Genomic DNA, 21,658 nt, shown 5'->3' with positions numbered 1-21,658 from the left:
ATGCCGTCCGACCAGCTGCTACGGATCGAGAACGGCCAACGCCTCCGCGAGCTCGCCCGCACGTTCCGCCAGCTGGAGGACGGCAAGGTCCTCCGCAAAGCCCTGCGAGCGGAACTGAAACGGACGGCCGTCCAGCTGCAGCGCGCTGAGCAGAAAGCCGTGACGGCGCTGCCATCCAAGGCCCAAAACGCCCGGCTCGCCCGGATGGCACTTCGCCGGCGCGTCTCCCGCGCAACGCAGATCCGCATCCGCATGGCCGGTCCACGCACCGGCGTCATGGTGTGGGTCAACCCCCGCCGTATGCCTGCCGGGCAGGGCAATCTCCCCGCCTACCTCGAAGGGCTGCGGCCGTTCAGCCGCTGGCGTCACCCGGTGTTCGGCCGCGCCACCGACCGCTGGGTGACGCAGCGCCCGCACCCCTGGTTCTACCGCACCGCCTATCGCTACGAGGGCCAGGCGCAGCGCGCCGCCGCCCAAGCCATCAACCGCCTCGCCGACGAGATTGAGAGCCGTACATGACCGCCACCAGCCGCAAGGCTCCCCGCCCGGCCGACGATGAGCCGTTCGACTTCAACCTCAACACCGTCCAGAAAGAGGTGGAGCTCCGCCCCTGGCGCGTGGTCTGGGGCCCCGAGAACAAGCGGTGGACCTTCGCCCACATGCAGGAGCTGGACACCTGGGACCTGATCGCCGCCGCGGGCAAGGGCGACAACGCCGCCACGATCGAGATGTTCAAGGCCGCGCTCGGCCCGGACCAGTTCCGCGAGTTCCGGAAGATCCCGCTGCCGCAGTGGGCCGCCGAGGAGCTGTTCAACGCTTGGGGCGAGCACTGCGGTGTGGACGTGGGGGAATCGTCGGGCTCTACCGACTGATCGAACGTCACGGTAGAGCCGTCGAGGCCGACCTGCGTCGCTACTACTCCGTCCGGCTGCGGGACCTGTTCACCGGCGACGTGACGATGCGGGAGCTGTGCGCCTACGTCCGGTCCCTCCCGCAGGACGGCGCGCTCGGCCGCGCGGTCATGGGCGAGGCGGCCGTCTACAGCCCCGAGGTGCATCGGCTCACCGACATCGCCGACCTGCTCCAACAGCACAACTACATCGCGGTCCGGGCGGCGGGCGGCAAGGCCAGGAAGCCCAAGCCGATCCGCCGGCCACGTCCACCCGTCGAGGGCGACGCATGAGGTGATCGAGGGGGTGAGCCATGGCCGCCCGCTCGATCATCCTGAACCTGATCGGCAACGACCGGGTCAGTAAGACCCTGCGCGGGGTCAGCCGCGAGCTGGACAACGCCTCCGACTCGTCCTCGCGCCTGTCCAAGGCCATGTCGGGCCTGGACAAGGTCGGCAAGGGCACCGGCCTCGCGACCGCGGCGGCCGGAGCGCTGGCCTTGGCGCAGGCCGCCGCACCCGCCGCCGGGGCGTCCCTCGCGCTCGCGCCCGCGCTGCTCGGCGTCAAGGCCGCCGCCGGGCTGCTGAAGGTCGGGCTGTACGGCGTCAGCGACGCGATGTCGGCGCTGGCCGGGGGCGACGCCAAGAAGCTCGACGAGGCGCTGAAGAAGCTCGCGCCGAACGCACGCTCGTTCGTCCGCGAGGCGCAGAGCATGCGCAAGGAGATCATCGGCGTTCAGCAGGCCAGCCAGAACGCGCTGTTCGCGGGCCTGGACAAGGACCTCGACCGGCTCGGCCGGACGCTGCTGCCGACCGTCCGCCGCGGCATGGTCGCCGCGTCCGGCGCGCTGAACGGCATCGCCCGCGAGGCGGCACGGACGGCGGCGACGCCCTGGTTCCGTGGCGAGCTCGCAACCGCGATGCAGGGCGCGACCGGCGTCATCCGTACCCTCACCGGCGCGGTCGCGCCCGCGATCCAGGTCGTCACCCGGCTGACGGTCGCGGGGCTGCCGCTGCTGCAGCGCATGACCGGCTGGGCGGTCGCCGGGGTTCAGGCCGCCGCCGCGTTCCTGTCCAGCGAGCGCGGCGCGCGGGCGCTGACCGGCGTCGTCCAGGCGGCCGGGGACCGCATGGCGCAGCTCGTCGGCATCGGTGTCAACCTCGGCATCGCGCTCGGCAACATCGTGCGGGCGGCCGGGGCGTTCACCGCCACCGGCGGTGATCTCCTCGGGCTGCTGGTGAACCTCACCGGCGACTTCGCGGCCTGGACGAAATCGGCCGACGGGCAGCAGCGGCTCAACAACGTCTTCGCGCTGTTCGGCGAGATCGCGCGGGACGTCGCCCAGGCGCTACCGCTGCTGCTCGGCCCGATCGGTGCGACTGTCAAGATCCTTATGGGGATGCCCGCGCCGGTTCGCGGCGTGGTGTCCCAGATGCTCGCCTGGTCCATCCTGATCGGCGTCGTCGGGCAGCGCCTGCAGGTCCTGACCGGCATCACCGTGGCGTGGAAGGCCGCGATGATCTCGGCCACCGCGATCAAGACGGCCGCGACAGCGACGGCCGGGTTCGTGGCCGGCCTCCGCTCGATCGAGGTCGCGATGGCCGCCGACGCGACCGTCGCCACCCGGCTCGGCGCAGCGCTCCGGGCCCAGGTGCTCCTGTGGCGCCAGCAGGCCGCCGCCGCTGGAGTGTCCACCGCCCGGTACCTGGCGCTGGCGGTGGCGCAGAAGGCGGTCGCCGCCGCGACGGCGATCTGGTCGGCCGTCCAGTGGACGCTGAACGCGGCGCTGGATGCGAACCCGATCGGCGTGGTGATCATGGCGATCGCCGCCTTGGTCGCGATCTTCGTCATCGCCTGGAACAGCTCGAGCACCTTCAGGGCCGTCGTGATCGGCACCTGGAACGCGATCAAGGCCGGGGTGACGGCCGCGGTCTCCTTCGTGGTCGACTTCGTCAAGAACCACTGGAAGCTGCTGCTGACGATCCTGCTCGGACCGCTCGGCCCCGCCTTCCTGGTCATCTCGACGTTCTGGCGACAGATCTGGAGCACCATCCAGACCGTCTGGCAGGCCATCGCCGCCGCCGCGACGTGGGCGTGGACGAACGTCCTGCAGCCCATCTTCAACGCGATGCAGGCCGTGGTCGGCACGGTCCTCAACGTCGCCTGGATCGTCCTCTCCAACACGGTCAAGACGGTCTGGATCCTGATCCAGATCGCGATCAAGCTGGCGTGGGCAGCGATCAAGGTCATCTTCAACGCGATCCAGGCCGTGATCACGACCGTCCTCGCGCCCGCCTTCAGCTGGTTTTGGAGCAACGTCGTCCAGCCGGTCTGGTCGGCCATCGCCGGTCACATCCGCACCCAGTGGGCCGTCATGCGGGCGGCCTGGTCGGCGATCAGCAGCTGGCTGTCGACCGTCCTCGCACCCGCGTTCAAGGTGTTCAAGATCGCGGCGGGCGGGGCATGGTCCGCGCTGTCGTCGGTCATTCAGGCCGTCTGGAACTCGGCGATCAAGCCGTCGTTCGAGGGCCTCAAGGTCGCCCTCGGCACCGTCAAGAGCGCTTTCAAGGTCGCGATCGACGCGATCGGCTCGATCTGGGGCCATCTCGGGTCGATCGCCAAGACGCCCGTGAACTTCGTGATCGGCGTCTACAACAAGGGCATCGTCGGGCTGGTCAACAAGCTCGCCGACTTCGCCGGGGTCAAGACCCGACTCACGCCGATCCCCGCGCTGGCCCGCGGCGGCACCCTCGACAACCCGATGCCCGTCGCGCCGATGATGACCAACGGGCCGCTCGCGATCGTCGGCGAGGGGCGAAGGGCGTACCCCGAGTACGTCATCCCGACCGACCCCCAGTTCCGTGGACGCGCCCAGTCGCTCTGGGCCGCCGCGGGCCGGGACCTCGGAGGCAGCGCCCGCAAGTGGCTGACCGGGCCGCAGGCGCTCGGCGGCGAGGGCCTGGCCTTCGCGCGCGGCGGCACCCTCCAGGCGCTCGCGTCCGGCGGGATCATCGGCGACTTCGTCCAGGGCGTGAAGGACTTCACGATCGGCGACATCAGCAAGGCCGCGTCCGGCCTGCTGGGCAAGCTGATCGGCGGGACGGTCCCGGGCACCGGCACCTTCCGAGACATGATCGCCGCGGTCCCGGGCTGGATCAAAGACACCGTCCTGAAGTGGATCAAGGGCAAGGTCGAGTCCGGCGTCGGCGGCCCGGCGATCCAGCGGGGCATCGCGTTCGCCCGCGCGCAGGTCGGCAAGCCGTACGTCTGGGGCGCGGTCGGCCCGAACGGCTACGACTGCTCGGGGTTCATGTCCGCGCTCACCAACGTGATCCAGGGCAAGAACCCCTTCTCGCGCAGGTTCACCACCTTCTCGTTCACCGGCGCCAGCGACGGGCCCGCCGGGTTCAAGAAGGGCCTCCGTTCGGGCTTCCAGGTCGGGGTCACCAACGCCGGCGTCGGGCACATGGCCGGGACGCTCGGCGGGATCAACGTCGAGTCGTCCGGCTCGCAGGGCGTCCACATGGGCCCGTCGGCGCGCGGCGCCGGCGACGGCCTGTTCGGGATGCGGTACGGCCTGGCGCTCGCACGCGGCGGCGTCCTGCGCACCGCGACCTACGACCGCGGCGGGCTGCTGCAGCCCGGATACACCCTGGCCTACAACGGCACCGGGAAACCGGAACCCGTCGTGAGCCTCGCCCGCGGCGGCTTTGTTCCCTGGAGGAGTTCAGGCGGCGCGACGACGACCCGCACCGCGCGTGGCAAGGCCGGGCAGAGCCTGCTGAGCGGCATCAACTCGGGGATGTGGTCCGACCCGAGCAAGGTCAGCTCGTGGTTCAGCAAGCTGTTCGCGGCGATCCAGAAGAACTTCTGGGGCAGCACGCAGCAGAAGCTGCAGGGCTGGGCGAAGACGCTGCAGACGGCGATGGCATCGGCCGCCGCCCGCGCCAAGAGCATCGCCGATCGGATCGCCGCGGCGAGGGACTATGCCACCAACGTCGCGAACGCGGCGAAGGACTACGCCAGCCTGCAGAACCTCCCCGCCAAGGGCTCGGTCGCCGACATCACGACCGGGCTGGAGGGCCGCGCCCAGCAGATCCAGACGTTCGCCGACCAGATCAACAAGCTTCAGGCGCGCGGTCTGGCCAAGGGCCTGCTGCAGCAGATCATCGGCATGGGCGCGGGCGACGGCTCGGCGCTGGCGTCGATGCTGCTCGGCGCGGGCAACGGCGTGTTCGGCCGGCTGAACGCGGCGCAGCAGGCGATCGACAAGGCCGCCGCGAACCTCGGCAACAACGCCGCCGACGCGCTGTTCGACTCCGGGAAGGGCGCGGCCAAGGGATTCCTGACCGGCCTGTACGGACAGCAGGCCGAACTCAACAAGCTGATGGACCAGCTTGGCCGTCGTCTCGCCGATGGCGTGCGCCGGGACTTCGGCGGCGGCTGGAGCAAGGGCAGCCTCGCCCGGACGACCTGGAGCAAGGGCAGCCTGCGCCGGGCCACCTACGACTCGGGCGGGATGCTCCTGCCGGGCTGGACGCTCGCCTACAACGGCACCGGCCGACCCGAACCGATCTTCACCTCGACGGAAGCCGCAGCCGCATTCACCGGCTCGGGCAGGGGGAATGGGGAGGTCCATGTGAACGTCGGTCCGGTGGTCGTCCGGGACCGGGCGGACGCCGACATGATCGCGAACCAGATCGAGTTCCGGATCCGGGCGGCGATGGCCTGATGCTCACCTCGGTGCGGCTGGTCGACGGCGCCCGCCAGATGATCCTGCTCCCCCGGCAGGCCCAGGGCGTGCGGCTGCAGAACCTCAGCACCCCGGCCCCGACGGTGCGAGAGGTGTCCGAGCCGCGCGTCGACGACGACGGCGACCGCGACACCACCCGACTGATCGGGGCCCGCGCGGTGTCGATCGAGCTGCTGGTCACCCAGAGCCTGCGGGCGCTGCAGGACGAGCTGACCTACTACCTCGATCCCGGACGGCGCCCCTACCTGGTGGTTGGTGACGACGAGTGGAGCGCCGAGCGGCGGCTGCGGTTGCGCGCCGACCAGTTCGACGTGCCGATCACAGTGGACATGCCGCGCGGCATGGCGAAGGTCCAGGCGCAGTGGAAGGCACCGGACGGGGTGTGGGAGGCCGCCGAGCTGATGACGGCGCAGGTCCCCGCCGACATCCCCGCCCAGGTCGGCATCACCTTCCCGATCAAGTTCCCGTTGTCGTGGCCGGCCACCCAGTCGTCCGGGGCGTTGCAGGTCGCCAACCCGGGCAAGCGGGCCGTGCACTTCGTCGCGCGTCTGTACGGGCCGTGCTCCGGTCCGCGGCTGATCAACGCCGACACCGGCCAGGCGATGGTGTTCAAACCGGGGCTAACCCTGGGCCCTGGCGAGTACATCGAGGTCTCGACCCGGGCGCGCTCGGCGTACCTGCTCGGAGACCGCTCGCTGTCACGGCTGTCCAGCTACGACTACGCCAGCTCAGCCTGGTGGCAACTGTCCGACGGCACCACCCAAGTCCGCTACGCGCCGCTGTCGGCATCCGCCGGCGCGGTCTCCGTCATCGACTTCCGGCCGAGCTGGCTGTGAGAGGAGCAACCACGTGACCCTGAAGCGTCCGCTGTTCATGCAGCCCGTCGCGGGAGACCCCGACATCCCCTACAGCGGCCTGGACTCCCGCGCGCTGCTGACCCGCCTGTTTCACCAGGAAGGCATCGTGTCGCCTGACGCGGTCTTCGGTGCGCTGCGGGTCAGCCAGCGCGGGGCTGGTGCGAACATGAGCGTGGACGTCGCCCCCGGCGCGTGCGTGATCCAGGGTGACGATGTCACAGGCCAGGGGATGTACCTGTGCGAGTGCGACGCCGTGGTGAACGTGCCCGTGCCCGCGCCGCCGGCATCCGGCACCCGCACCCACCGCGTGATTGCGCGCGTCCGCGACAAGCTGCACAATCCGGCGTGGACGACCTACGACTGGACGATCGAGCTGCTGCCCGACACCGGGACCGGGACGCCCGCCATCCCGCCGTCCGCGCTGGCACTGGGCCGGGTACCGGTGTCCGCCGGGCAGTCCTCGATCACGAGTGTCCTCGATGATCGCTTCGACGCCGGGCTGATCAGTTCCAAACCCGACCTGGTCAGCTCCGACACTGGCAGGCCGCCGAACCCGTGGGACGGCCAGCTGATCACCCGCACCGACCGCGGCCTGCTCGAATTGGCGATCGGCGGATCTTGGTACGAGATCCCGCGCCGCGACGGCGGCGGGGTCGACTGGACTCCCTACAGCCCGGTACTCACAGCGGCGACCACCAATCCCACGCTCGGCGCTGGCTCCGCTCTGGCCGGCAGCTACTACAAGCTCGGGCGGAGCTGCGACTTCGAGCTGCAGTTGACGGTCGGGTCGGGCTGGGCGGGCGGCACGGGACAGTATTCGTTCTCGCTGCCGTTCCCGGCCGCGGCGTCGGGGCGGGCGCAGTTCGTCTCCTGCAAGCTGTTCGACTCCACGGCGGGCGGTTCGCAGCACTGGCTGGGGATCGGGTCCATCGCCTCAGGTGGCACGACCGCGTCGCTGCTGGTGCCCATCGGCACCGCCGACGGCAGCCTGAGAGGCGTCTCCAACAACCAGCCGTTCACCTGGGCCACCTCCGACACCATCAACGTGTGGGGCACCTACCGGACCGCGTCCTGATGGGGGGCTGGCAGCTCGTCGCCGGGCCTTCCACCGGCGGCTACGACATGGCCCTCACCGACGCGAAGTCCCGCCGAATGTCCTGGCGTCTCACCGAGGCCGCCACCTTGGATTTCACGATCGACGGCCGGTCATCGAACCTGGCGCCCGGTGCGCTCCAGGAGCTCACCACCGACGTGCATGCTCTGTGGGTCAGCGCCGACGGCACGTCCCAGCCGCTGGGGCGCTGGCGGGTCGGGCCGACCGGCGACGACGTGGAGGACACCAGCCACACCACCCAGGTCAGCGGGCTTTCCTACCGTGCGATCCTCTCTTCGCGCCGCCTGTACTCGTACAGCACCGTCACGTGGTCCTCGACCGACATCGGCGAGATCGCGTGGGGCCTCATCCAGCAGACCCAGACACGGCCCGGCGGTGACCTCGGCATCGTCAAGGGCTGGACCGGTACTGCCCCGACCGGCGTCATCAAGGACCGGACCTACACCGCGGGCGACTCCATCGGCGAGCGCATCCAGGAGCTCGCCGAGACCCTGCCCGGCTTCGACTGGGACATCCGCCCCGTGTCAGAGTCGGCGCTCCAGTTCGACGTGTGGTCGCCCCGAGGCATGGACCGCGGCGTGATCGCCGAGTACGGCGGGCTCGTCGCCAAGGTCCGCCGCGAGGTGTCGGTCTCCGACTACGCCAACGCCATCCGCCAGTCCGGAGCGTCCGGGCTCACCGCGCGCGAGCTGGAGGCGCCCGACCTGTCCCTGCGTCCCGAGGGCCGGTGGGACGGAGTGTTCGGCGACGATGGCCTGATCACCCAGGCGTCCCTCGACGACCGCGCCGCCTACCAGCTCGACGCCGCGCAAGTCATCCGCCCCGCCTACACCCTGACGTTGCGCGCTGGCGCCTGGTCTGGACCCGATCACATCTGGCTCGGCGACCCCATCCGCCTGATCATCCAGTCCGGCCGCCTCAACATCGACACCATCCAGCGCGTGCAGCAAGTCGACGTGGCGCTCGGCGAGGACGGCCAGGAAACCGTCGAGATCACCCTCGGCGCTCCTCGCACCGACTACCGCCGCCGCCCCGCGCTCGTAGAGCAGCGCCTCACCAATTTGGAGCGCCGGTGAGCAACTTCACGTCCCACGGGTCGGTCGGGGACGGCAACACGGCGGCCCCCATGTCGGGCATCTCCGCGTGGGAGGCGCTGTAGGCCCATGGAAGGACAGCCACAGACAGGCGAGCAGCTCGCCCGCATCGACACCAAGCTCGACGTGCTCATCTCCCAGCACGGCCACGTCGCCGCACAGGTGACCGATCACGAAACGCGGATCCGCGACCAGGAGGCCGCGCGCATCCGCGCCGATGCTCGGCTCGACGACCTCACCACCCGCGACGCCGACCAAGAGAAACGCCTCCGCGCCGCTGACCGGTGGCGGTACGCGCTCCCGGTGACCGCGGCCGGGTCGCTGCTCGCCGGAGCCGCCGCAATCATCGCCGCCCTCGGTAAGCACTGACCCACCCAACTCGATTCCCACCAGCACCGATCCAGGAGGTCGCCGTGCCTGAAACGCCCACGCCCGAAACCCCGCCGCCGGACTGGCAGCAGCGGGTCGACACCCACCCGGCCGTCGATCAGCCCGGCCACCCCGACGAGGAGCAGATCCTCCAGCGCCTCTACGGCGCGCCGGGACCCGACGGGATCTACCGGGGGGAGGGACCGCAGTGACCACCCAGACCATGCTCGCCTCGATGCGCACGCTCCTCGGCCTCGGCGAACCGAACCACGTCCAGCGCTGGTACCAGGGACGCAACGGAGCCGACTACGCGGGGAACCCGCCGTGGTGCGACGAGGCCATCACCTGGGCCGCCGCGCACTCCCAGGACCCGGGCGACTACAAGGCGGTCTGTCCCAAGGGCGATCGCGCCTACACCGTCTACCACGCCCAGGACTACCAGCGCCTAGGCGAGTGGCACATCGGGACCGCCGACCAGGTCCACCAGGCGATGCCCGGCGACATCGTGTTCTTCGACTGGTCCGGTTCCAACGACCTCGGCGCGGTCGACCACGTCGGGATCTGCGAGGTCAACCTCGGCGGCGGCCTGCTCCAGACCATCGAGGGCAACACCTCCGACGCGTGCAAGCGGCGCGTCCGGGACGCCTCGGTGATCGCCGGGTTCGGCCGGCCCCCGTACCGCAACGGCCCCGCCCCGACCCCGCCCAAGCCGGGGAAGGCACCGCGCTGGCCCGGCCGCTTCATCACCCAGCCGCCCATCATGACCGGCCCGGACGTCAGGCAGTGGCAACAGCGGATCCGGGACCGCGGCTGGAAGATCACCGTGGACGGCGCCTACGGCCCCAACAGCGAAGCGATCTGCCGCGCGTTCCAGCGTGAGAAGGGCCTCCAGGTCGACGGCGTGATCGGCCCCGACACCTGGCGCGCCGCCTGGGCATCCCCCGTCACCTGACCTCGTCCACCTCGTCCGCACCTCGTCCGCCCCGGGCAACGTCCGGGGCTTCGTCATGTCTGGAGAGCACCGTGCGCGACTACATCCTCCGCACCACCGTCCCGATCCTGGTCGGCGTCATCGTCGGCCAGGCAACCCGCATCGGCCTCGACCTGCCGTCCGGCGCGGTCACCGAGATCGTCACCCCGGGCATCGCACTGGGCTACGCGACCGGCGCGCGCCTGGTCGAGCGCGTCCGCCCCCGCCTCGGCCGGATCCTCCTGTCCCTCGGCCTGGCCGCGTCTTCCCCGGTCTACGTCCGTGAGTAGGCTCATGGCCCGTCGGCAGGGTGGGGAAGCCCTGCCGACACATGAACGCCCCGTCCTCACGCTTCGGCGGTGAGGGCGGGGCGTTCTGCCGTGTCAGAGGGCAGGGTGACGCTCCACGATCTCCCAGAACTTCGGGGCGGGGATTTGATGGATGCTGCTGATCGCCGCTCGGCCGCCCAGCCCGAACGTCTGGCTAATCTCCGCGACGATCGCGTCGAGGTCGTACTGGCCTTCACGGTCGCCCAGGACCTCGGCGACCTGATCAGCCAGGGCGAATTCGACCTGGACCACCGGGCCCGGGGCGAACGCCTCGACCAGGCGGGACAAGGGGGCCATTGCCGCGCGAGCTGAGTTCGCCATGCTGTTCATCGCCTCGGCGGCGACCGCAGCGGCGGAGTAGGGCCGCAGCCGGTCGAGCGTGGTCGGACGGGACGCGATCCCCGCCGCGTGGACACGGCGGGCGATCTCGTTCGCACTGACCTTTCCCTCACGGCGTATCGAGCCCAAGCTGCGCCAGAACATCTCCTCGAAGTCCACGCGCGCGGCGATGATGGCGTCGAGCTCGTTCAGGGCGGGCGTTGGGTCTGCCATGACCCCTCCGATCGGCTGGTCAATTTCTTGACCACCACTATCCGGTCAAAAGCTTGACCGGTCAATATTTTGATCGGATGGTGACAGGAAACTACCCGCGAGGTGACAACGGGAGCATCAGCTGAACAGCTTGATGCGCTTTCGCACCTTGTCCAGGCCCGTCCCCTGATCAGCGGTCGGCAGAGTCCACGAGGTGATCGAGTGGTCGCCGGGGTCGACATAGAGCAGTCGTCCGCCCTTGATCGGCACGTCGAAGGTGACGATCCCGATCTCAGGGTGAGCGGGCTCGATCGGAGTTTTCGAGACGAGCTCGTTCACTGCCCCCACCCATGGAGTTGAGTTCGCTCCGCCGTCCAGCGTGGTGATCGTCTGTTCCTTTCCTCTCCACTGGAATCCTGCACCTTCTCCGGCACCAGGCACCGACTCGGGAGCGCTCAGCGCCTCGGCCTTGACTGCAAGCGCGACATACCAGCCGTTCTGCGGCTCACCCCCACCCTTATACGGCCCCTTGTGGAACAGGACACCGAGGGGAGTCACGCGGAGCCTCTTGAAGTTGTAGCCCGTGACCTCGGCTGGCTCGCCCCACTTCATTTGCTTGGTGGACGGCTTCTGAGCGCTGTCCGCAGGGGTTGGGGCTGCGTTGGTGGGCTGGCTCGTGCTCTTGGAGTTGCTGCTGCACGCAGCGAGCCCAAGGACAAGGACAGCCGCAGCGGTGGTTGCTGCGGTGCGCTGGACTGGAGGCACGCGTCGCTCCGAGTGTGTCGATGTGAGGTGCCAATATGACGCTTCGTCTGGCCAGGCGGTTGACGGATTCCCGCCGGGGGACAGGCAGCGCTGACGTCTCCGGCTACTGCCTGGTGTCCGGATCGGCGCTGGGGGCCACGAAGACCTTCTCGGGCGGCACGACTTCGAGGGCCTCGTTCACTTCGTCGAAGACCTGCCACTCTCCGGGCGGGAGTGGCGAGATGGGCAGGGTCGCGCCGACCATCTGCTCGACCAGGTCGGCCCAGCGATCCGCGGCTGCGCAGTCGTCGTCCGGAGGAGAGCAGGCGATCACGGTGAGCTGGGGATGTTGCTCCAAGAGCAGCTTCGTGAGCGGCTCCTTGGCTCGGACGATCGTGAAGATGGAGACCGATTCCTGGCCCGTGAGCCAGGAGATGATCTCGTTGTACGGGCGTCTCTCAATCGGGTATCCGTGCGTGACTGAAAGAATCGAGCGAATGGGCCAACTTCGGGCGTCCCTCATGCGCGCTCCCTATGTGATGAGAATTCTAATGTAGTGCGCAATATGTCCAACAAGGTCGATTGTCACATTTCTGTCCAGAAATTATCGCGGTGACGGTAGAGATATCCACAGAATGGTGTTCGGGAGGCGGTGCCCTATCCTGCGTTCGTACCGTCGGCGCATGGACACCATCAGCGTGATCACCAGCATCGCCCAGTGCGTCACCGCCGTCGGCTCAGCCCTTCGCGCGGTAGACACCATCCGGAGACGCGGAGGGCCGCCCCGTCCCCTCCCAGGTAACGAGACGGCCCGCCTGACCGTGGCCCCCGGGCGCGCGCCAGCAACCCGCGGGGCCACGGTGTCTAGGTGGTGATGGTGGTCGACCAGCGTCCGCGGCGCAGGGTGATCGTGCCGTCCGGGGTGATGGACGCGCGGGCGCCGTACACGGGGAGCGATCCGTCGCGCAGCCAGCGGGAGCGCAGGCCGTCGAGGGTGCTCCACAGTCGGCGGGGCCCGCCTTGGTGCACGGTCGCGGGCTGGTCGGGGTATCCGGTGGCGCGTGCCCATGACCCGTCGCCGTGGGTCATGATCGCCGTGCCGAGGTCGTCGGGTCCCTGCTGGTAGTCGTGTTCGAGGCCGGGCAGCGTGACGCCGAGCATCGAGTACGGCTCCCACGCTTCCATCACGTTGAGCACGGGGTACGGGCTGGTTTCGGGTTCGGCCTCGGCCGTCCGCGCTTCCTCGATCCGTTTCACGGTCTCGTCGGGGTAGTCGAGGCCGGTCCGGGTCGTCATGAACCCGGCCCGGTCCCATTCGATCCGGCCCTGGGCGCCGCCGTCGGGGGTGCGGTCGGCGGTCAGTAGGAGGTTGGTCCCGGCGATCGTGGTGACCAGCCGTCCGCCCGGTCGCAGCGCGGCGAGCCACGATGCGGGGATCGGCCGGACGGCGACCGTGGCGACGATCCGATCGAACTCGCCGTCGAGCGGTCCGGTCGCGTCCACGGTGCGGACGGTCGGATGGTGGCCGATCCGGTCGAGACGTTCATCGGCGGCGGCAACCAGGTAGGGGTCGACGTCGACCGAGGTGACGCGGGCGTCGCCGAGCCGCTCGGCGAGCAGCGCCGTCCCGTAGCCCGACCCGGTGCCGACGTCGAGCACGTCCAGGCCGTCGACGATGCGGGCGTGCTGGAACATGGTCACGACCAGACCGGGCAGGGTGGCCGAGGAGGTCGGCGACCCGGTCGCCTGCTCGTCCGCGCGGGCGTCGTCGGCGTGCAGGGCGCCGACCCGGGTCACGCGCGACCGGTCGGTGTAGGCCGCGGTGAACCACGCCTGGCGGTCGGCCGGACCGTTGACCAGGGACCATACGGCCGAGCCGTAGGGGCCCGGTGCCGGACGGTCCCAGGACCACCAGCGGGGCACGAACACGTGGCGGGGCACCGACTCGACGATCGGCCGCCAGCGTGACGTGGTGTGGGTGACCTGCTCGGCCAGGCGCGCGGCGTGCGGTTTCCAGTCCACCGTCATCAGCGTGACGGGTCGCAGTCGTTGCTGTCCGCCGGATTGCACACGTCGGCCTTCCCCGGGATGGCGGCGACGATCTGCGCCCACCGCTCGCCGGCGAGCAGCTCGGCCAGCGGCGTATCGCGGACGTTCCCGGCGGTGAAGGCGCGGCCGAGGACGCACGGCATGAGCTGGCCGTTGGTGTCGATCGCCGCGCGTCCCCGCCCGCACATGCCGCACAGGTCGTCGACCGTGGTGGCCTGGCCGCGGCCGAGCGCGCGCCCGACCGGCCGGGCGTCGTCGATGTTGTAGTCGGTGATGCCGATCTCGGTGAGCTGGGCGACCGCGCCGTCGACGTCCTGGTCGGCCAGCACGCGGACGATGCCGACCTTGACCTCGATGCCCCGCCGCACGGCCGACCGCAGGTTCGCCCACGTCGCGACGTAGGCGCCCGGGTAGCCCAGGATGCGGTCGTGCTCGGCGCGGTCGGCCGAGTACCACGAGGCCGACAGCCGGACGCGGTCGTCCTCGTACAGCTCCCACAAGGCGGGGGTGACCTCGATCAGGTTCGTGTAGATCGCGACGCCCAGGCCGACGTCGAGCGCGTGCCGGACCAGGCCCGCGAACTCGGGGTGCTGGGTCGGCTCTCCGCCGATGAACTGCACGGTCGTGATGTCGGGGTGCGCGCCCGCCTGCGCGATCACCGCCCGCCAGTCGCCGGCGGTCATGGCGCCGGATCCGGCGGCCGGCCCGGAGTTGCTGTAGCAGTGCTGGCACCGGGCCTGGCACTCGCGGGTGATCTCCAGCTCGAGGAAACCGACAGGTCCGCCGGGTCCGGTGAAGGCGGGCTTGGGCGTGAAGTCGAGGGTCGTCATCCTGGCCTCTCAAGGGTCGGGTCGGCGGGGTGCCGATGGTCCTGGAGCGCGCGCCGGCCGGTTCCTCTACTGAAAGCAGGTTCCGCGTCCGGCGTCGCATCAAGCGGGGATGCAGTCGTCTTGCGGTTGTGGGCGGGCGGCGCGGCGGTGCTCTCGCCACCGTCAGGGGCTCGCTGGCGCTCATGTCAGGTCCACGGGGCCCTGAACGCAGGGTCGCGACCATCCACGTCGGGCGCGGCGACGAGGTCGGGAAGTTCGCCAACGTGGCGGATGAGGTGGGCACCTGTGGGGAGTTCCTCGCCGCCTCGCAGTCCGTCGGGGCGGACCAGGGCCGCGCGCATTTCGTGCCCGATCGGTCCGGTGACGTCGTCGCGGAGGTTGTCTCCGACGAACAGCAGCTCGCCGGGGGCGCAGTCGGCGGCGGCGAGGACGAGCCGGTAGAACATCGGGTCGGGCTTCGCGACACCAAGAGGGTCGGACAGGAGCGCGACGGTGAACAGGTCGTCGACTCCGGCCATCTGGAGCGCAGGCCAGCGAGTCTCGTGGGCGAGGGTGTTGCTCGCCAGGACCAGCCGGATCCCCATCGTGTGGAGCCGGTGCAGGGGCGCGACCGCGGCGGGGTCGAGCCGCTTCTGTCCGATGACCCGATCGATCCGAGCTTCGGAGATGGTGCCGCCGTAGTCGAACGCGACGGCCTTGATCTGCTGTTCGGGCATCAGTCTCCCCAGAGTCGTTGAGCGACCCGCAAGGGGTCGCCGGAGGGTTCGAAGAATTCCTTGTGCTGGCCGTTGGGCAGGTAGGCGTCCCACCAGCCCACGAACGTGGGGGACGGCTTGAACCCGCCCCAGTCGCGGTGCTGATCGTCGATGCCGTAGTAGGCGCCGGCCTTGGCGCGGTAGTAGACGTTGATCCTCACCAGACCTCCGGCTCCTCGGCGATCAGGAACCGGCGGACGCCCTCGAGGAGCCGGCGACCCCGGCTCGGACGCCGATTGGTGAACTGGTCGGCGTACCGCGGCGGGAACCGGGGTGGCTCGGCGGGGCGGTAGGTCGAGCGCGGAGGCTGAGGTCGCGGTGCGGGCCCCGCCGCGCTGGTCTGGGGCCGCTGGGGGACGGACGCGGCCGGGGCGCGGAACTGGAACTCGGCGAGCGCCGCCCGGACCTTGACGAGCAGGTCGTCGAGCGTCTGCGCCTCATACCCCTGGTCCCCGATCAGCGCCCACCATTCCCGCGTGGCCCGTCCCCACCAGATCACCACCCCGGGGAACTGCTCGGCGAGCTGGCCGAGCCGCTCCTCAACGCTGAGCGGCCTGGGGTTGAAGCTGTACCGCGGCTGGTAGGGCGTGGCGGTGGCGTTCACCGGATCACCTCCAGCACCGTCGTGATGAGGCTGTGGTCCGACAGGTTCGGGACGGGCTGGGTCACCTGGTAGCCGGTCGGCCGGAACCACTCCCGCGCCGGAGGCGACAGGTACAGGCGGTCACACCGCTGGGCCGCGCTGTCGTGCCCCGCGGTCGGGCGGCGGTCGGCGGGATCGGGGAACACCTCCGTCGCCAGGTCGATGAAACCGGCCTCCGCGAGCACGCCCGCCGCCGACAACTCACCCGGGACGTCCCGGTGCAGCCGCTGCACCGGCGACAGCGCCGACAGGTCCGCCGCCCAGTCCCCGAACCCCTCGTCGTTGAAGTCCCCGCCCATCACCGCCAGGCGCCGCGCGAACTCGGTCAGCGCGCGGGCCTCGGCGACGCGGTTCGCCGGGTCGAAGGGCGACAGGTGACACCCGACGAGGGCCACCGGCTCCTCCACACCCGCGACGTCCGCCTCGACGTAGGCCAGGGCGTGCCACCACGGGTGATGCTCCTGGTGCCGCTCACGCCGCACCCGGACAGTGTCGGAGCGGGTCCAGATGACCAGGTTGCAGTCATGCCGGGGCGCACGCGCCACCGACGGATGCATGCCCAACCGGCGAGCAGCCAGCCACAACGCCTCACGCCCGTTGTCGAGCCACCCCTTGCCCTCCGTCGAGAACAGGACGTCCAGCTCCAGGGACGCGATCATCTCCGCCTGGTCGATCAACCGCCCCCAGTCGCCGATGTCGCGGCCGCCGTTCTCGTGGTTGAACGCGCCGATCTTCACGTGGGTCACGGCCTGCTCCCATCCCGCGCGGCGGCCCGCGCCTCAAGGCGGGCCTCGTCGTCGTCGGCGATGTCGGCCAAGGCGAACTCACGGGTCCCGTAGCCGCCCGCGGCGTCCGCACGTGGGGCGTGCTTGAGGGGCAGGCCCGTCGCGCGGAACGCACGCCACGACCGGGCGCGCGGGTCGAACTCGACGTACCCGAGCATCACCGTTCCGTGCCGCAGCCACGTCCGCCCAGACGGCGTCCGCTCCGCCTCGTACCCGGTCCCCAAACCGGGGAGCGGTTCGAGCTGACTCGCCCTTACAGGGGCGGCAGGTTTCGTACCATCGTGCATGGATCGGACTCCTTTTCCGATCAAGGCCCCGGGCCCCCGCTGTTCCCGCAGCGGGCCGGGGCCGCTTCAGGTTGTGGGCGTGTCGGCTGCGGGGTACCGACCAGGGAACGCACCGCAGCCGACACGCGCCCTTCGCGCGGCCGATGTTCCGGGGGAGGACACCAGCTGCGCTATCCCCCGTGCGGCGCTGCGGATGCAGCGCGACCATCCCAGTGAAGCGACGCCAGCAGCTGGCGCGGTAGGTGTGTTCGGCTCCTGCGTGTTGCATCTGATTCACACAGGGTGTGAATGAATTCCACGATGTCTTTCCGAGCCTGGCCGGCACGCTCTTACACTTCGGGTATCGCCGATCGCGAAGGGGCGTCATGGAGCCGAATCTGCTGCTGGACGCTCTACTCGACGAGGCTGGCATGTCGTACGCCGGATTCGCGTCCCGCCTCAATCAGGGCCGGTCCACGCGATACGACCACTCCTCCGTGCATCGCTGGATTCGCGATCACGGGATCCCGCGCGGCGACACTCCCAACCTCATCTGCGATGTGCTGGGTGAACGCCTTGGACGGTCCCTCACCTTGGCTGACATCGGAATGGACCGCGTTGCCGCGATGCATCAGACCGACCACAGCCTCGAGTCTGCGTTGGCACACGCAACTGCCCTGTGGCGGGGTGACCACCGCCGTTCCGAGGTCGTTGAGAAGACCCGGCTGTTGCGCGGGGCCGCAGCGGTGGCGCCGGTCTTTGAATGGGAGAACCCCCCGGATGACCCGGACGTGTCTCATCATGGCCCCCGCCGGGTCGGGCGCAGCGACATCGACCGCGTTCAACATGCGCGCGCCCGGTACGAGCAGATGTACCGCCGTGTCGGCGGTGTTCCCGTTCGCGGGCGGGTTGTTGCCTACCTAACCGATCAGGTTGCACCGCTGGTGAGAGGAAGCTACGACGATCGTACGGGCCGAGAGTTGCTGCGCGCCGCTGGTGGCCTGGTTGCGCTGGCTGGCATCTCGGCCTACGACTCCAACATGCAGCCGCTCGCCCAGAGGTACCTCGTGCATGCGCTGAGGCTGGCCAAGGCAAGCGGAAGTCGCTCGTTCGGCGGCTACGTCGTGGCGCTATTGGCCAACCAGGCGATGTACCGTGGCGCGCATCGCCAGGTGATTCAGTACGCGGAGACCGCGCTGCGCGGGGCCCGCGGCCACCTTTCGCCCGCACTTACTGCCGATCTCCATGCTCTTCAGGCCAAGGCGTACGCCCGGCTCGGCGACACGACCGGCTGCCACCTGCACATGGAGCAATCCCACGTGGAGATCCGCCCTGAGGAAGAACCGCCGGAAACTGGTTACGTTCAGCCCGGCTTGGTTGACACGCAACACGCCGAGGCCCTTCGTAGCCTCGGAGATCTCCGAGCGGCGCAGGAACACGCCGAGTTGGCCCTCCAGGCCAGCGACGTCCACACCCGCGGCCGAGTACACCGCATGGCGACGTACGCCGTGATCCTCGGCCAGCGCCGCGAGGTCGATCACGCGGTCGAGGTCGGGCAGCAAATGTTCGACCTGGCGCTCGGCATGGAGTCCGGACGGATCGCCGACCGCGTTCGCACGGTCGCCGGCGCACTCGCGCACTACGACACTCCCGTCGTCAGGGACTTCCGTGAGCAAGCCAGCCATCTTGCTGACGTGCCCCGATAGCGTGGGCTGTGGCCCTGCCATCGATCATCGGGAGCTCACGTGCGCTGGACGGTCAAGTCTGAGGAGCAGTTGTACCGAGACCCCTGGCTGAACATCCGCATGGCCAAGGTGGACGCCGGAGGCAGGATGCTGGATCACCGGTTGATCCGCACGCCACCAGGTGCCGGGGTTGTGGTGCTCGATGAGCAGCAGCGTGTGCTCCTGATGTGGAGGCACCGTTTCATCGTCGATGTGTGGGGCTGGGAGATCCCGATCGGGAAGATCGAGGATGGTGAGTCCGCCATGGTTGCAGCCGCTCGCGAATGCGAGGAGGAGACGGGCTGGCGTCCGGCCGACCTACTTCGCCCGCTCCTCGTCGTGCGCCCGACGCCTGGCATCAGCGATAGCGCCCACCACATCTTCCTGGCGGACGGTGCCGAGCACATCGGGCCGCCAACCGAGGCGTGGGAGTCGGAGCGCATCGAGTGGTTGCCCCTCGCGGACGTGCCGGGATTGATCGCGCAGGGAGAGATCACGAGCGGCACGACGGTAGCCGCACTGCTGTTCGCATTGAGTCAAGATCGTAACTCTTAGCGACGTTTCGCGATGCAGGGGCAAGGGACGCGATCGGCGCGCTGACCCGCGGGATCCGGGGGCGTGGGATACATAGAAGGCCGTCGCGCCGACCGCGATCGCGTTCCCTGGTGCCACCATGATTACGCATCGCAACCAGAATCCGCAAGTCGCGAATCAAACGTTCGAACGTGGCTTGCTTGCGTAGGCTTACACCATCCGGTGGATACCCACGCTTCCCCACATTTCCGCAGGTGAACCCACATGCCTACGCGCCCTTCCCCGACGCTGCCGCTCCGCCGGCTGCGCCAGCGCCTAGCCGCACTCCACGCTGCCGACGGCCGCAAGGCCGCCGAGGTCGCAAGTCAGCTCGGCTGGTCGGCCAGCAAGCTCACCCGCTACCTCGGCGGCGACATGCGCAAACCGCAGCGCAGCGAGATCGATCGCCTTCTGGCCGTCTACGGCGTGAGCGACGCGGAGCGAGAACGCATCCTCGACCTCACCACCCACGCGCGCGTTCGCAGATGGTGGGAGGAGTACAGCGGTGCCCTGTCCGGCTCCTATGACACGTACGTCGGTATGGAGTCCGAGGCCGCTGTCGCCTCGAATTACGAGCCAGGGGCTATTCCAGGGCTCTTGCAAACCGCCGACTATGCCCGCGCGCTGATGAGTGCTCGCAGTCCAGCTCTGCCGAGTCGGGACCTTGACGACCGCGTTGCCGTGCGCATTGATCGACAAGCCCGCCTAGTTGACCGCACGTCACCAATCCAACTTTGGGCCATTATTGGCGAGGAAGTACTGCATCGCGTAGCGGGGACTCAAGAGATCATGCGTTCCCAGATCGAGCATCTCCGCACGGTTGCCGACCTGCCGAACGTCAAGGTCCAGATCCTCCCCATGGCCTGTGGTGTCGCTCCTGCTCAGGGGCCCTTCATGATCCTGCAATTCAACGAGCCAACAGACCCTGAGGTTGTTTACATAGAGACGCCCGGCGGCGACATATGGGTCGAAGAGCGAGCAGCCGTCAATCGATTCATTGTGGATTTCGAACGCCTAGTTGATGTCGCGCTGTCAGTCGAAGATAGTATGATTAAACTTGATGACATTGGCTGACAGCATGAATTGATGGGTGCACGTGACGACGATTTGGCGCAAGAGCAGTCACAGCGACGCGCATGGACAATGCGTCGAACTAGCCGACCTGGGGAGGTCCGTCGGCATCCGCGACAGCAAGAAGCCTGATGCGGGGCACTTTCAGATGTCGGCCAGGGCTCTCGCCTTCCTCCTCGCCACCATCAAGGCCGACGACTAGCGCATCACCCGACCCGGGCCAGACCCCCGACCACCTGTAGCGGTCCGACGACTGCGGGCCGGTCGGGACGCCACGTCTGCAGATCCACTACGCCGGGCTCGACGAGGGCCAGGCCGTCGAAGATCGGCTCGATCACCGAGAGGGGGCGCGGCCACAGGCCGCCCGGATACGCGCCCCGCACCTCATTCAGCAGCTCCTCCTCCGCGCCGTCCGTGATGGCGTGCGTGATAGCCACCCAGCTGCCGGGTGCCAGGCGCTCGACGTACTCCGCCACCAGTGCGGCCGGATCCTCCGGCAGGTACTGCAGGAGCGCCGCGGCGATCAGCGCGACGGGCTCTTCGAAGTCGAGGTGCTGGCGGACGGCGGCGAGGACCAGGTCGACGTCGCGGACGTCTGCGCCGACGTACTGGACAGGCTCGCGAGACGGAAGCAAGGCACGGCCACGGCCCAGGACGACGGGATCGTTGTCCACGCAGACGGTTCGCGCTGGGACGGTCCGCCGGGCAACCTCGTGCACGCTGCCCGCCGAGGGGAAGCCCGCGCCGAGGTCGAGGAACTGTCGGACACCGCCTTCGGTCATGAGTCGGACGGCGCGGCCAGTCCAGTCCTGCGTCACCGAAGGGATCTCAAGGAGGCCCGGCCAGCGAGCCCCGAGGTGCTCCGCTTGGCGGCGGTCGACGACGTAGTTGATGCTTCCGCCGCGGAGGTAGTCGTACATCCGGCCGGACTGGGGGTGGTCGATGTCGATGGTCCGTGGGGGGCGCGACGCTGGCGACATCGGCCCAGAGTGACACATCCCATGACACCTGTGCGCAAGGCGCGTGGAACGGTCCCGGATCGTGTCTTGGGCAGTCGCAGGAGTGGGGGAATAGTGGGGGAACGAGCGTCGGAAAGCGTCTCCGAGCGTCGCCCAAGGTCTCTGAACGGCGACGGCTGACCTGCACTTGTCACTATCTGTGCAGGTCAGCCGCATTGTTCTGTTTCCCTGATAAGGATGAGGCCCCAGGTTCAAGTCCTGGTACGCCCACCAGCCAAAACCCGCCGGATCACCGGCGGGTTTTCGCGTTGAGTGGGGGAATAGTGGAGATCATTTCCCCAATGTCACCCGG

The 21,658-nt window shown here is 69.3% G+C and carries 25 protein-coding genes and 1 pseudogene; 15 read left to right on the top strand and 11 right to left on the bottom strand.

The window, feature by feature from the left end; translation table 11 throughout:
* The 11 genes and pseudogenes from EBO15_RS28305 to EBO15_RS28260 all read left to right on the top strand — a co-directional run bounded on the left by EBO15_RS28305 (position 1) and on the right by EBO15_RS28260 (position 10,337).
* Entirely contained in the window at positions 1-519 is a 519-nt protein-coding gene (locus EBO15_RS28305) for a hypothetical protein (RefSeq protein WP_122197507.1), read from the top strand.
* Positions 516-872, top strand: coding sequence for a hypothetical protein (locus tag EBO15_RS28300; RefSeq protein WP_122197506.1), 357 nt, complete (start codon positions 516-518; stop codon positions 870-872). The genes EBO15_RS28305 and EBO15_RS28300 overlap by 4 nt, the downstream gene beginning before the upstream one ends.
* A complete protein-coding gene (locus EBO15_RS43765; RefSeq protein WP_147481686.1) occupies positions 818-1,183 on the top strand; it encodes a hypothetical protein in 366 nt (121 codons plus the stop codon). Before EBO15_RS28300 ends, EBO15_RS43765 begins: the two co-directional genes overlap by 55 nt.
* A 2,936-nt stretch (positions 1,184-4,119) precedes the next feature.
* Positions 4,120-4,209: pseudogene (locus tag EBO15_RS47360) on the top strand (NlpC/P60 family protein); the annotation flags it as partial.
* Between the two features lie 1,412 nt (positions 4,210-5,621).
* On the top strand, positions 5,622-6,479 hold the full coding sequence (locus EBO15_RS28285) for a phage tail family protein (protein ID WP_122197503.1): 858 nt from the start codon (positions 5,622-5,624) through the stop codon (positions 6,477-6,479).
* Between the two features lie 13 nt (positions 6,480-6,492).
* On the top strand, positions 6,493-7,575 hold the full coding sequence (locus tag EBO15_RS28280; protein WP_122197502.1) for a hypothetical protein: 1,083 nt from the start codon (positions 6,493-6,495) through the stop codon (positions 7,573-7,575).
* Positions 7,548-8,690, top strand: a complete 1,143-nt coding sequence (locus tag EBO15_RS28275) for a hypothetical protein (protein ID WP_122197501.1) — start codon at positions 7,548-7,550, stop codon at positions 8,688-8,690. Before EBO15_RS28280 ends, EBO15_RS28275 begins: the two co-directional genes overlap by 28 nt.
* Before the next feature lie 87 nt (positions 8,691-8,777).
* Positions 8,778-9,077, top strand: a complete 300-nt coding sequence (locus EBO15_RS28270; RefSeq protein ID WP_122197500.1) for a hypothetical protein — start codon at positions 8,778-8,780, stop codon at positions 9,075-9,077.
* A gap of 44 nt (positions 9,078-9,121) precedes the next feature.
* Positions 9,122-9,289 carry a hypothetical protein gene (locus EBO15_RS45470; protein WP_199744861.1) on the top strand — a complete coding sequence of 56 codons (168 nt, stop codon included), beginning with the start codon at positions 9,122-9,124 and terminating at the stop codon, positions 9,287-9,289.
* A complete protein-coding gene (locus tag EBO15_RS28265; RefSeq protein ID WP_233616482.1) occupies positions 9,286-10,029 on the top strand; it encodes a peptidoglycan-binding domain-containing protein in 744 nt (247 codons plus the stop codon). Before EBO15_RS45470 ends, EBO15_RS28265 begins: the two co-directional genes overlap by 4 nt.
* Positions 10,030-10,100: 71 nt before the next feature.
* A complete protein-coding gene (locus tag EBO15_RS28260) occupies positions 10,101-10,337 on the top strand; it encodes a hypothetical protein (RefSeq protein WP_122197499.1) in 237 nt (78 codons plus the stop codon).
* A gap of 93 nt (positions 10,338-10,430) precedes the next feature.
* On the opposite strand, the gene EBO15_RS28255 is transcribed toward EBO15_RS28260, so the two are convergent.
* The 10 genes from EBO15_RS28255 to EBO15_RS43755 all read right to left on the bottom strand — a co-directional run bounded on the left by EBO15_RS28255 (position 10,431) and on the right by EBO15_RS43755 (position 17,000).
* Positions 10,431-10,928 carry a hypothetical protein gene (locus tag EBO15_RS28255; protein WP_122197498.1) on the bottom strand — a complete coding sequence of 166 codons (498 nt, stop codon included), beginning with the start codon at positions 10,926-10,928 and terminating at the stop codon, positions 10,431-10,433.
* Positions 10,929-11,045: 117 nt separating this feature from the next.
* Positions 11,046-11,519: a hypothetical protein gene (locus EBO15_RS43760; protein WP_147481685.1), complete on the bottom strand. Its 474-nt coding sequence runs from the start codon at positions 11,517-11,519 to the stop codon at positions 11,046-11,048.
* Between the two features lie 256 nt (positions 11,520-11,775).
* Complete coding sequence (locus EBO15_RS28245; RefSeq protein WP_122197496.1) at positions 11,776-12,174, bottom strand: hypothetical protein; 399 nt, start codon at positions 12,172-12,174, stop codon at positions 11,776-11,778.
* Positions 12,175-12,515: 341 nt separating this feature from the next.
* Entirely contained in the window at positions 12,516-13,673 is a 1,158-nt protein-coding gene (locus EBO15_RS28240; RefSeq protein ID WP_122197539.1) for a methyltransferase domain-containing protein, read from the bottom strand.
* Positions 13,674-13,678: 5 nt separating this feature from the next.
* Positions 13,679-14,530, bottom strand: a complete 852-nt coding sequence (locus tag EBO15_RS28235) for a radical SAM/SPASM domain-containing protein (protein WP_122197495.1) — start codon at positions 14,528-14,530, stop codon at positions 13,679-13,681.
* 185 nt (positions 14,531-14,715) lie between these two features.
* The gene (locus EBO15_RS28230; protein ID WP_122197494.1) at positions 14,716-15,246 is read right to left on the bottom strand and encodes an HAD family hydrolase; all 531 of its coding nucleotides are present in this window, start codon (positions 15,244-15,246) and stop codon (positions 14,716-14,718) included.
* Complete coding sequence (locus tag EBO15_RS28225; RefSeq protein ID WP_122197493.1) at positions 15,246-15,446, bottom strand: hypothetical protein; 201 nt, start codon at positions 15,444-15,446, stop codon at positions 15,246-15,248. Before EBO15_RS28225 ends, EBO15_RS28230 begins: the two co-directional genes overlap by 1 nt.
* A complete protein-coding gene (locus EBO15_RS28220) occupies positions 15,443-15,889 on the bottom strand; it encodes a hypothetical protein (RefSeq protein ID WP_122197492.1) in 447 nt (148 codons plus the stop codon). Before EBO15_RS28220 ends, EBO15_RS28225 begins: the two co-directional genes overlap by 4 nt.
* Entirely contained in the window at positions 15,886-16,674 is a 789-nt protein-coding gene (locus EBO15_RS28215) for an endonuclease/exonuclease/phosphatase family protein (RefSeq protein WP_122197491.1), read from the bottom strand. Before EBO15_RS28215 ends, EBO15_RS28220 begins: the two co-directional genes overlap by 4 nt.
* Positions 16,671-17,000, bottom strand: coding sequence for a hypothetical protein (locus EBO15_RS43755; protein WP_147481684.1), 330 nt, complete (start codon positions 16,998-17,000; stop codon positions 16,671-16,673). Before EBO15_RS43755 ends, EBO15_RS28215 begins: the two co-directional genes overlap by 4 nt.
* 365 nt (positions 17,001-17,365) lie before the next feature.
* Here EBO15_RS43755 and EBO15_RS28205 point away from each other — a divergent pair, with 365 nt between their 5' ends.
* From EBO15_RS28205 to EBO15_RS28190, 4 genes are all read left to right on the top strand, one after another.
* Positions 17,366-18,685, top strand: coding sequence for a transcriptional regulator (locus EBO15_RS28205; RefSeq protein ID WP_122197489.1), 1,320 nt, complete (start codon positions 17,366-17,368; stop codon positions 18,683-18,685).
* A 39-nt stretch (positions 18,686-18,724) separates the two neighbouring features.
* Positions 18,725-19,258, top strand: coding sequence for an NUDIX hydrolase (locus EBO15_RS28200; protein ID WP_122197488.1), 534 nt, complete (start codon positions 18,725-18,727; stop codon positions 19,256-19,258).
* A 243-nt stretch (positions 19,259-19,501) separates the two neighbouring features.
* Entirely contained in the window at positions 19,502-20,350 is an 849-nt protein-coding gene (locus EBO15_RS28195) for a helix-turn-helix domain-containing protein (protein ID WP_122197487.1), read from the top strand.
* A gap of 16 nt (positions 20,351-20,366) precedes the next feature.
* Positions 20,367-20,549, top strand: coding sequence for a DUF397 domain-containing protein (locus EBO15_RS28190; RefSeq protein ID WP_122197486.1), 183 nt, complete (start codon positions 20,367-20,369; stop codon positions 20,547-20,549).
* Positions 20,550-20,553: 4 nt separating this feature from the next.
* On the opposite strand, the gene EBO15_RS28185 is transcribed toward EBO15_RS28190, so the two are convergent.
* Positions 20,554-21,327, bottom strand: coding sequence for an SAM-dependent methyltransferase (locus EBO15_RS28185; RefSeq protein ID WP_158628370.1), 774 nt, complete (start codon positions 21,325-21,327; stop codon positions 20,554-20,556).
* Between the last annotated feature and the right edge of the window lie 331 nt (positions 21,328-21,658).

The sequence above is a fragment of the Actinomadura harenae genome (assembly GCF_003696215.1).
In the GTDB taxonomy this organism is placed as follows: domain Bacteria; phylum Actinomycetota; class Actinomycetes; order Streptosporangiales; family Streptosporangiaceae; genus Spirillospora; species Spirillospora harenae.
Note: the sequence above shows the minus strand (reverse complement) of the source record. Positions and strands in the feature narration are given on the sequence as shown.

Coding starts and splice junctions, on each gene's coding strand:
- EBO15_RS28305 (WP_122197507.1), top strand. CDS start 1: ATGCCGTCCGACCAGCTGCTACGGATCGAGAACGGCCAACGCCTCCGC.
- EBO15_RS28300 (WP_122197506.1), top strand. CDS start 516: ATGACCGCCACCAGCCGCAAGGCTCCCCGCCCGGCCGACGATGAGCCG.
- EBO15_RS28285 (WP_122197503.1), top strand. CDS start 5,622: ATGCTCACCTCGGTGCGGCTGGTCGACGGCGCCCGCCAGATGATCCTG.
- EBO15_RS28270 (WP_122197500.1), top strand. CDS start 8,778: ATGGAAGGACAGCCACAGACAGGCGAGCAGCTCGCCCGCATCGACACC.
- EBO15_RS28255 (WP_122197498.1), bottom strand. CDS start 10,928: ATGGCAGACCCAACGCCCGCCCTGAACGAGCTCGACGCCATCATCGCC.
- EBO15_RS43760 (WP_147481685.1), bottom strand. CDS start 11,519: ATGAAGTGGGGCGAGCCAGCCGAGGTCACGGGCTACAACTTCAAGAGG.
- EBO15_RS28245 (WP_122197496.1), bottom strand. CDS start 12,174: ATGAGGGACGCCCGAAGTTGGCCCATTCGCTCGATTCTTTCAGTCACG.
- EBO15_RS28235 (WP_122197495.1), bottom strand. CDS start 14,530: ATGACGACCCTCGACTTCACGCCCAAGCCCGCCTTCACCGGACCCGGC.
- EBO15_RS28230 (WP_122197494.1), bottom strand. CDS start 15,246: ATGCCCGAACAGCAGATCAAGGCCGTCGCGTTCGACTACGGCGGCACC.
- EBO15_RS43755 (WP_147481684.1), bottom strand. CDS start 17,000: ATGCACGATGGTACGAAACCTGCCGCCCCTGTAAGGGCGAGTCAGCTC.
- EBO15_RS28205 (WP_122197489.1), top strand. CDS start 17,366: ATGGAGCCGAATCTGCTGCTGGACGCTCTACTCGACGAGGCTGGCATG.
- EBO15_RS28195 (WP_122197487.1), top strand. CDS start 19,502: ATGCCTACGCGCCCTTCCCCGACGCTGCCGCTCCGCCGGCTGCGCCAG.
- EBO15_RS28185 (WP_158628370.1), bottom strand. CDS start 21,327: ATGTCGCCAGCGTCGCGCCCCCCACGGACCATCGACATCGACCACCCC.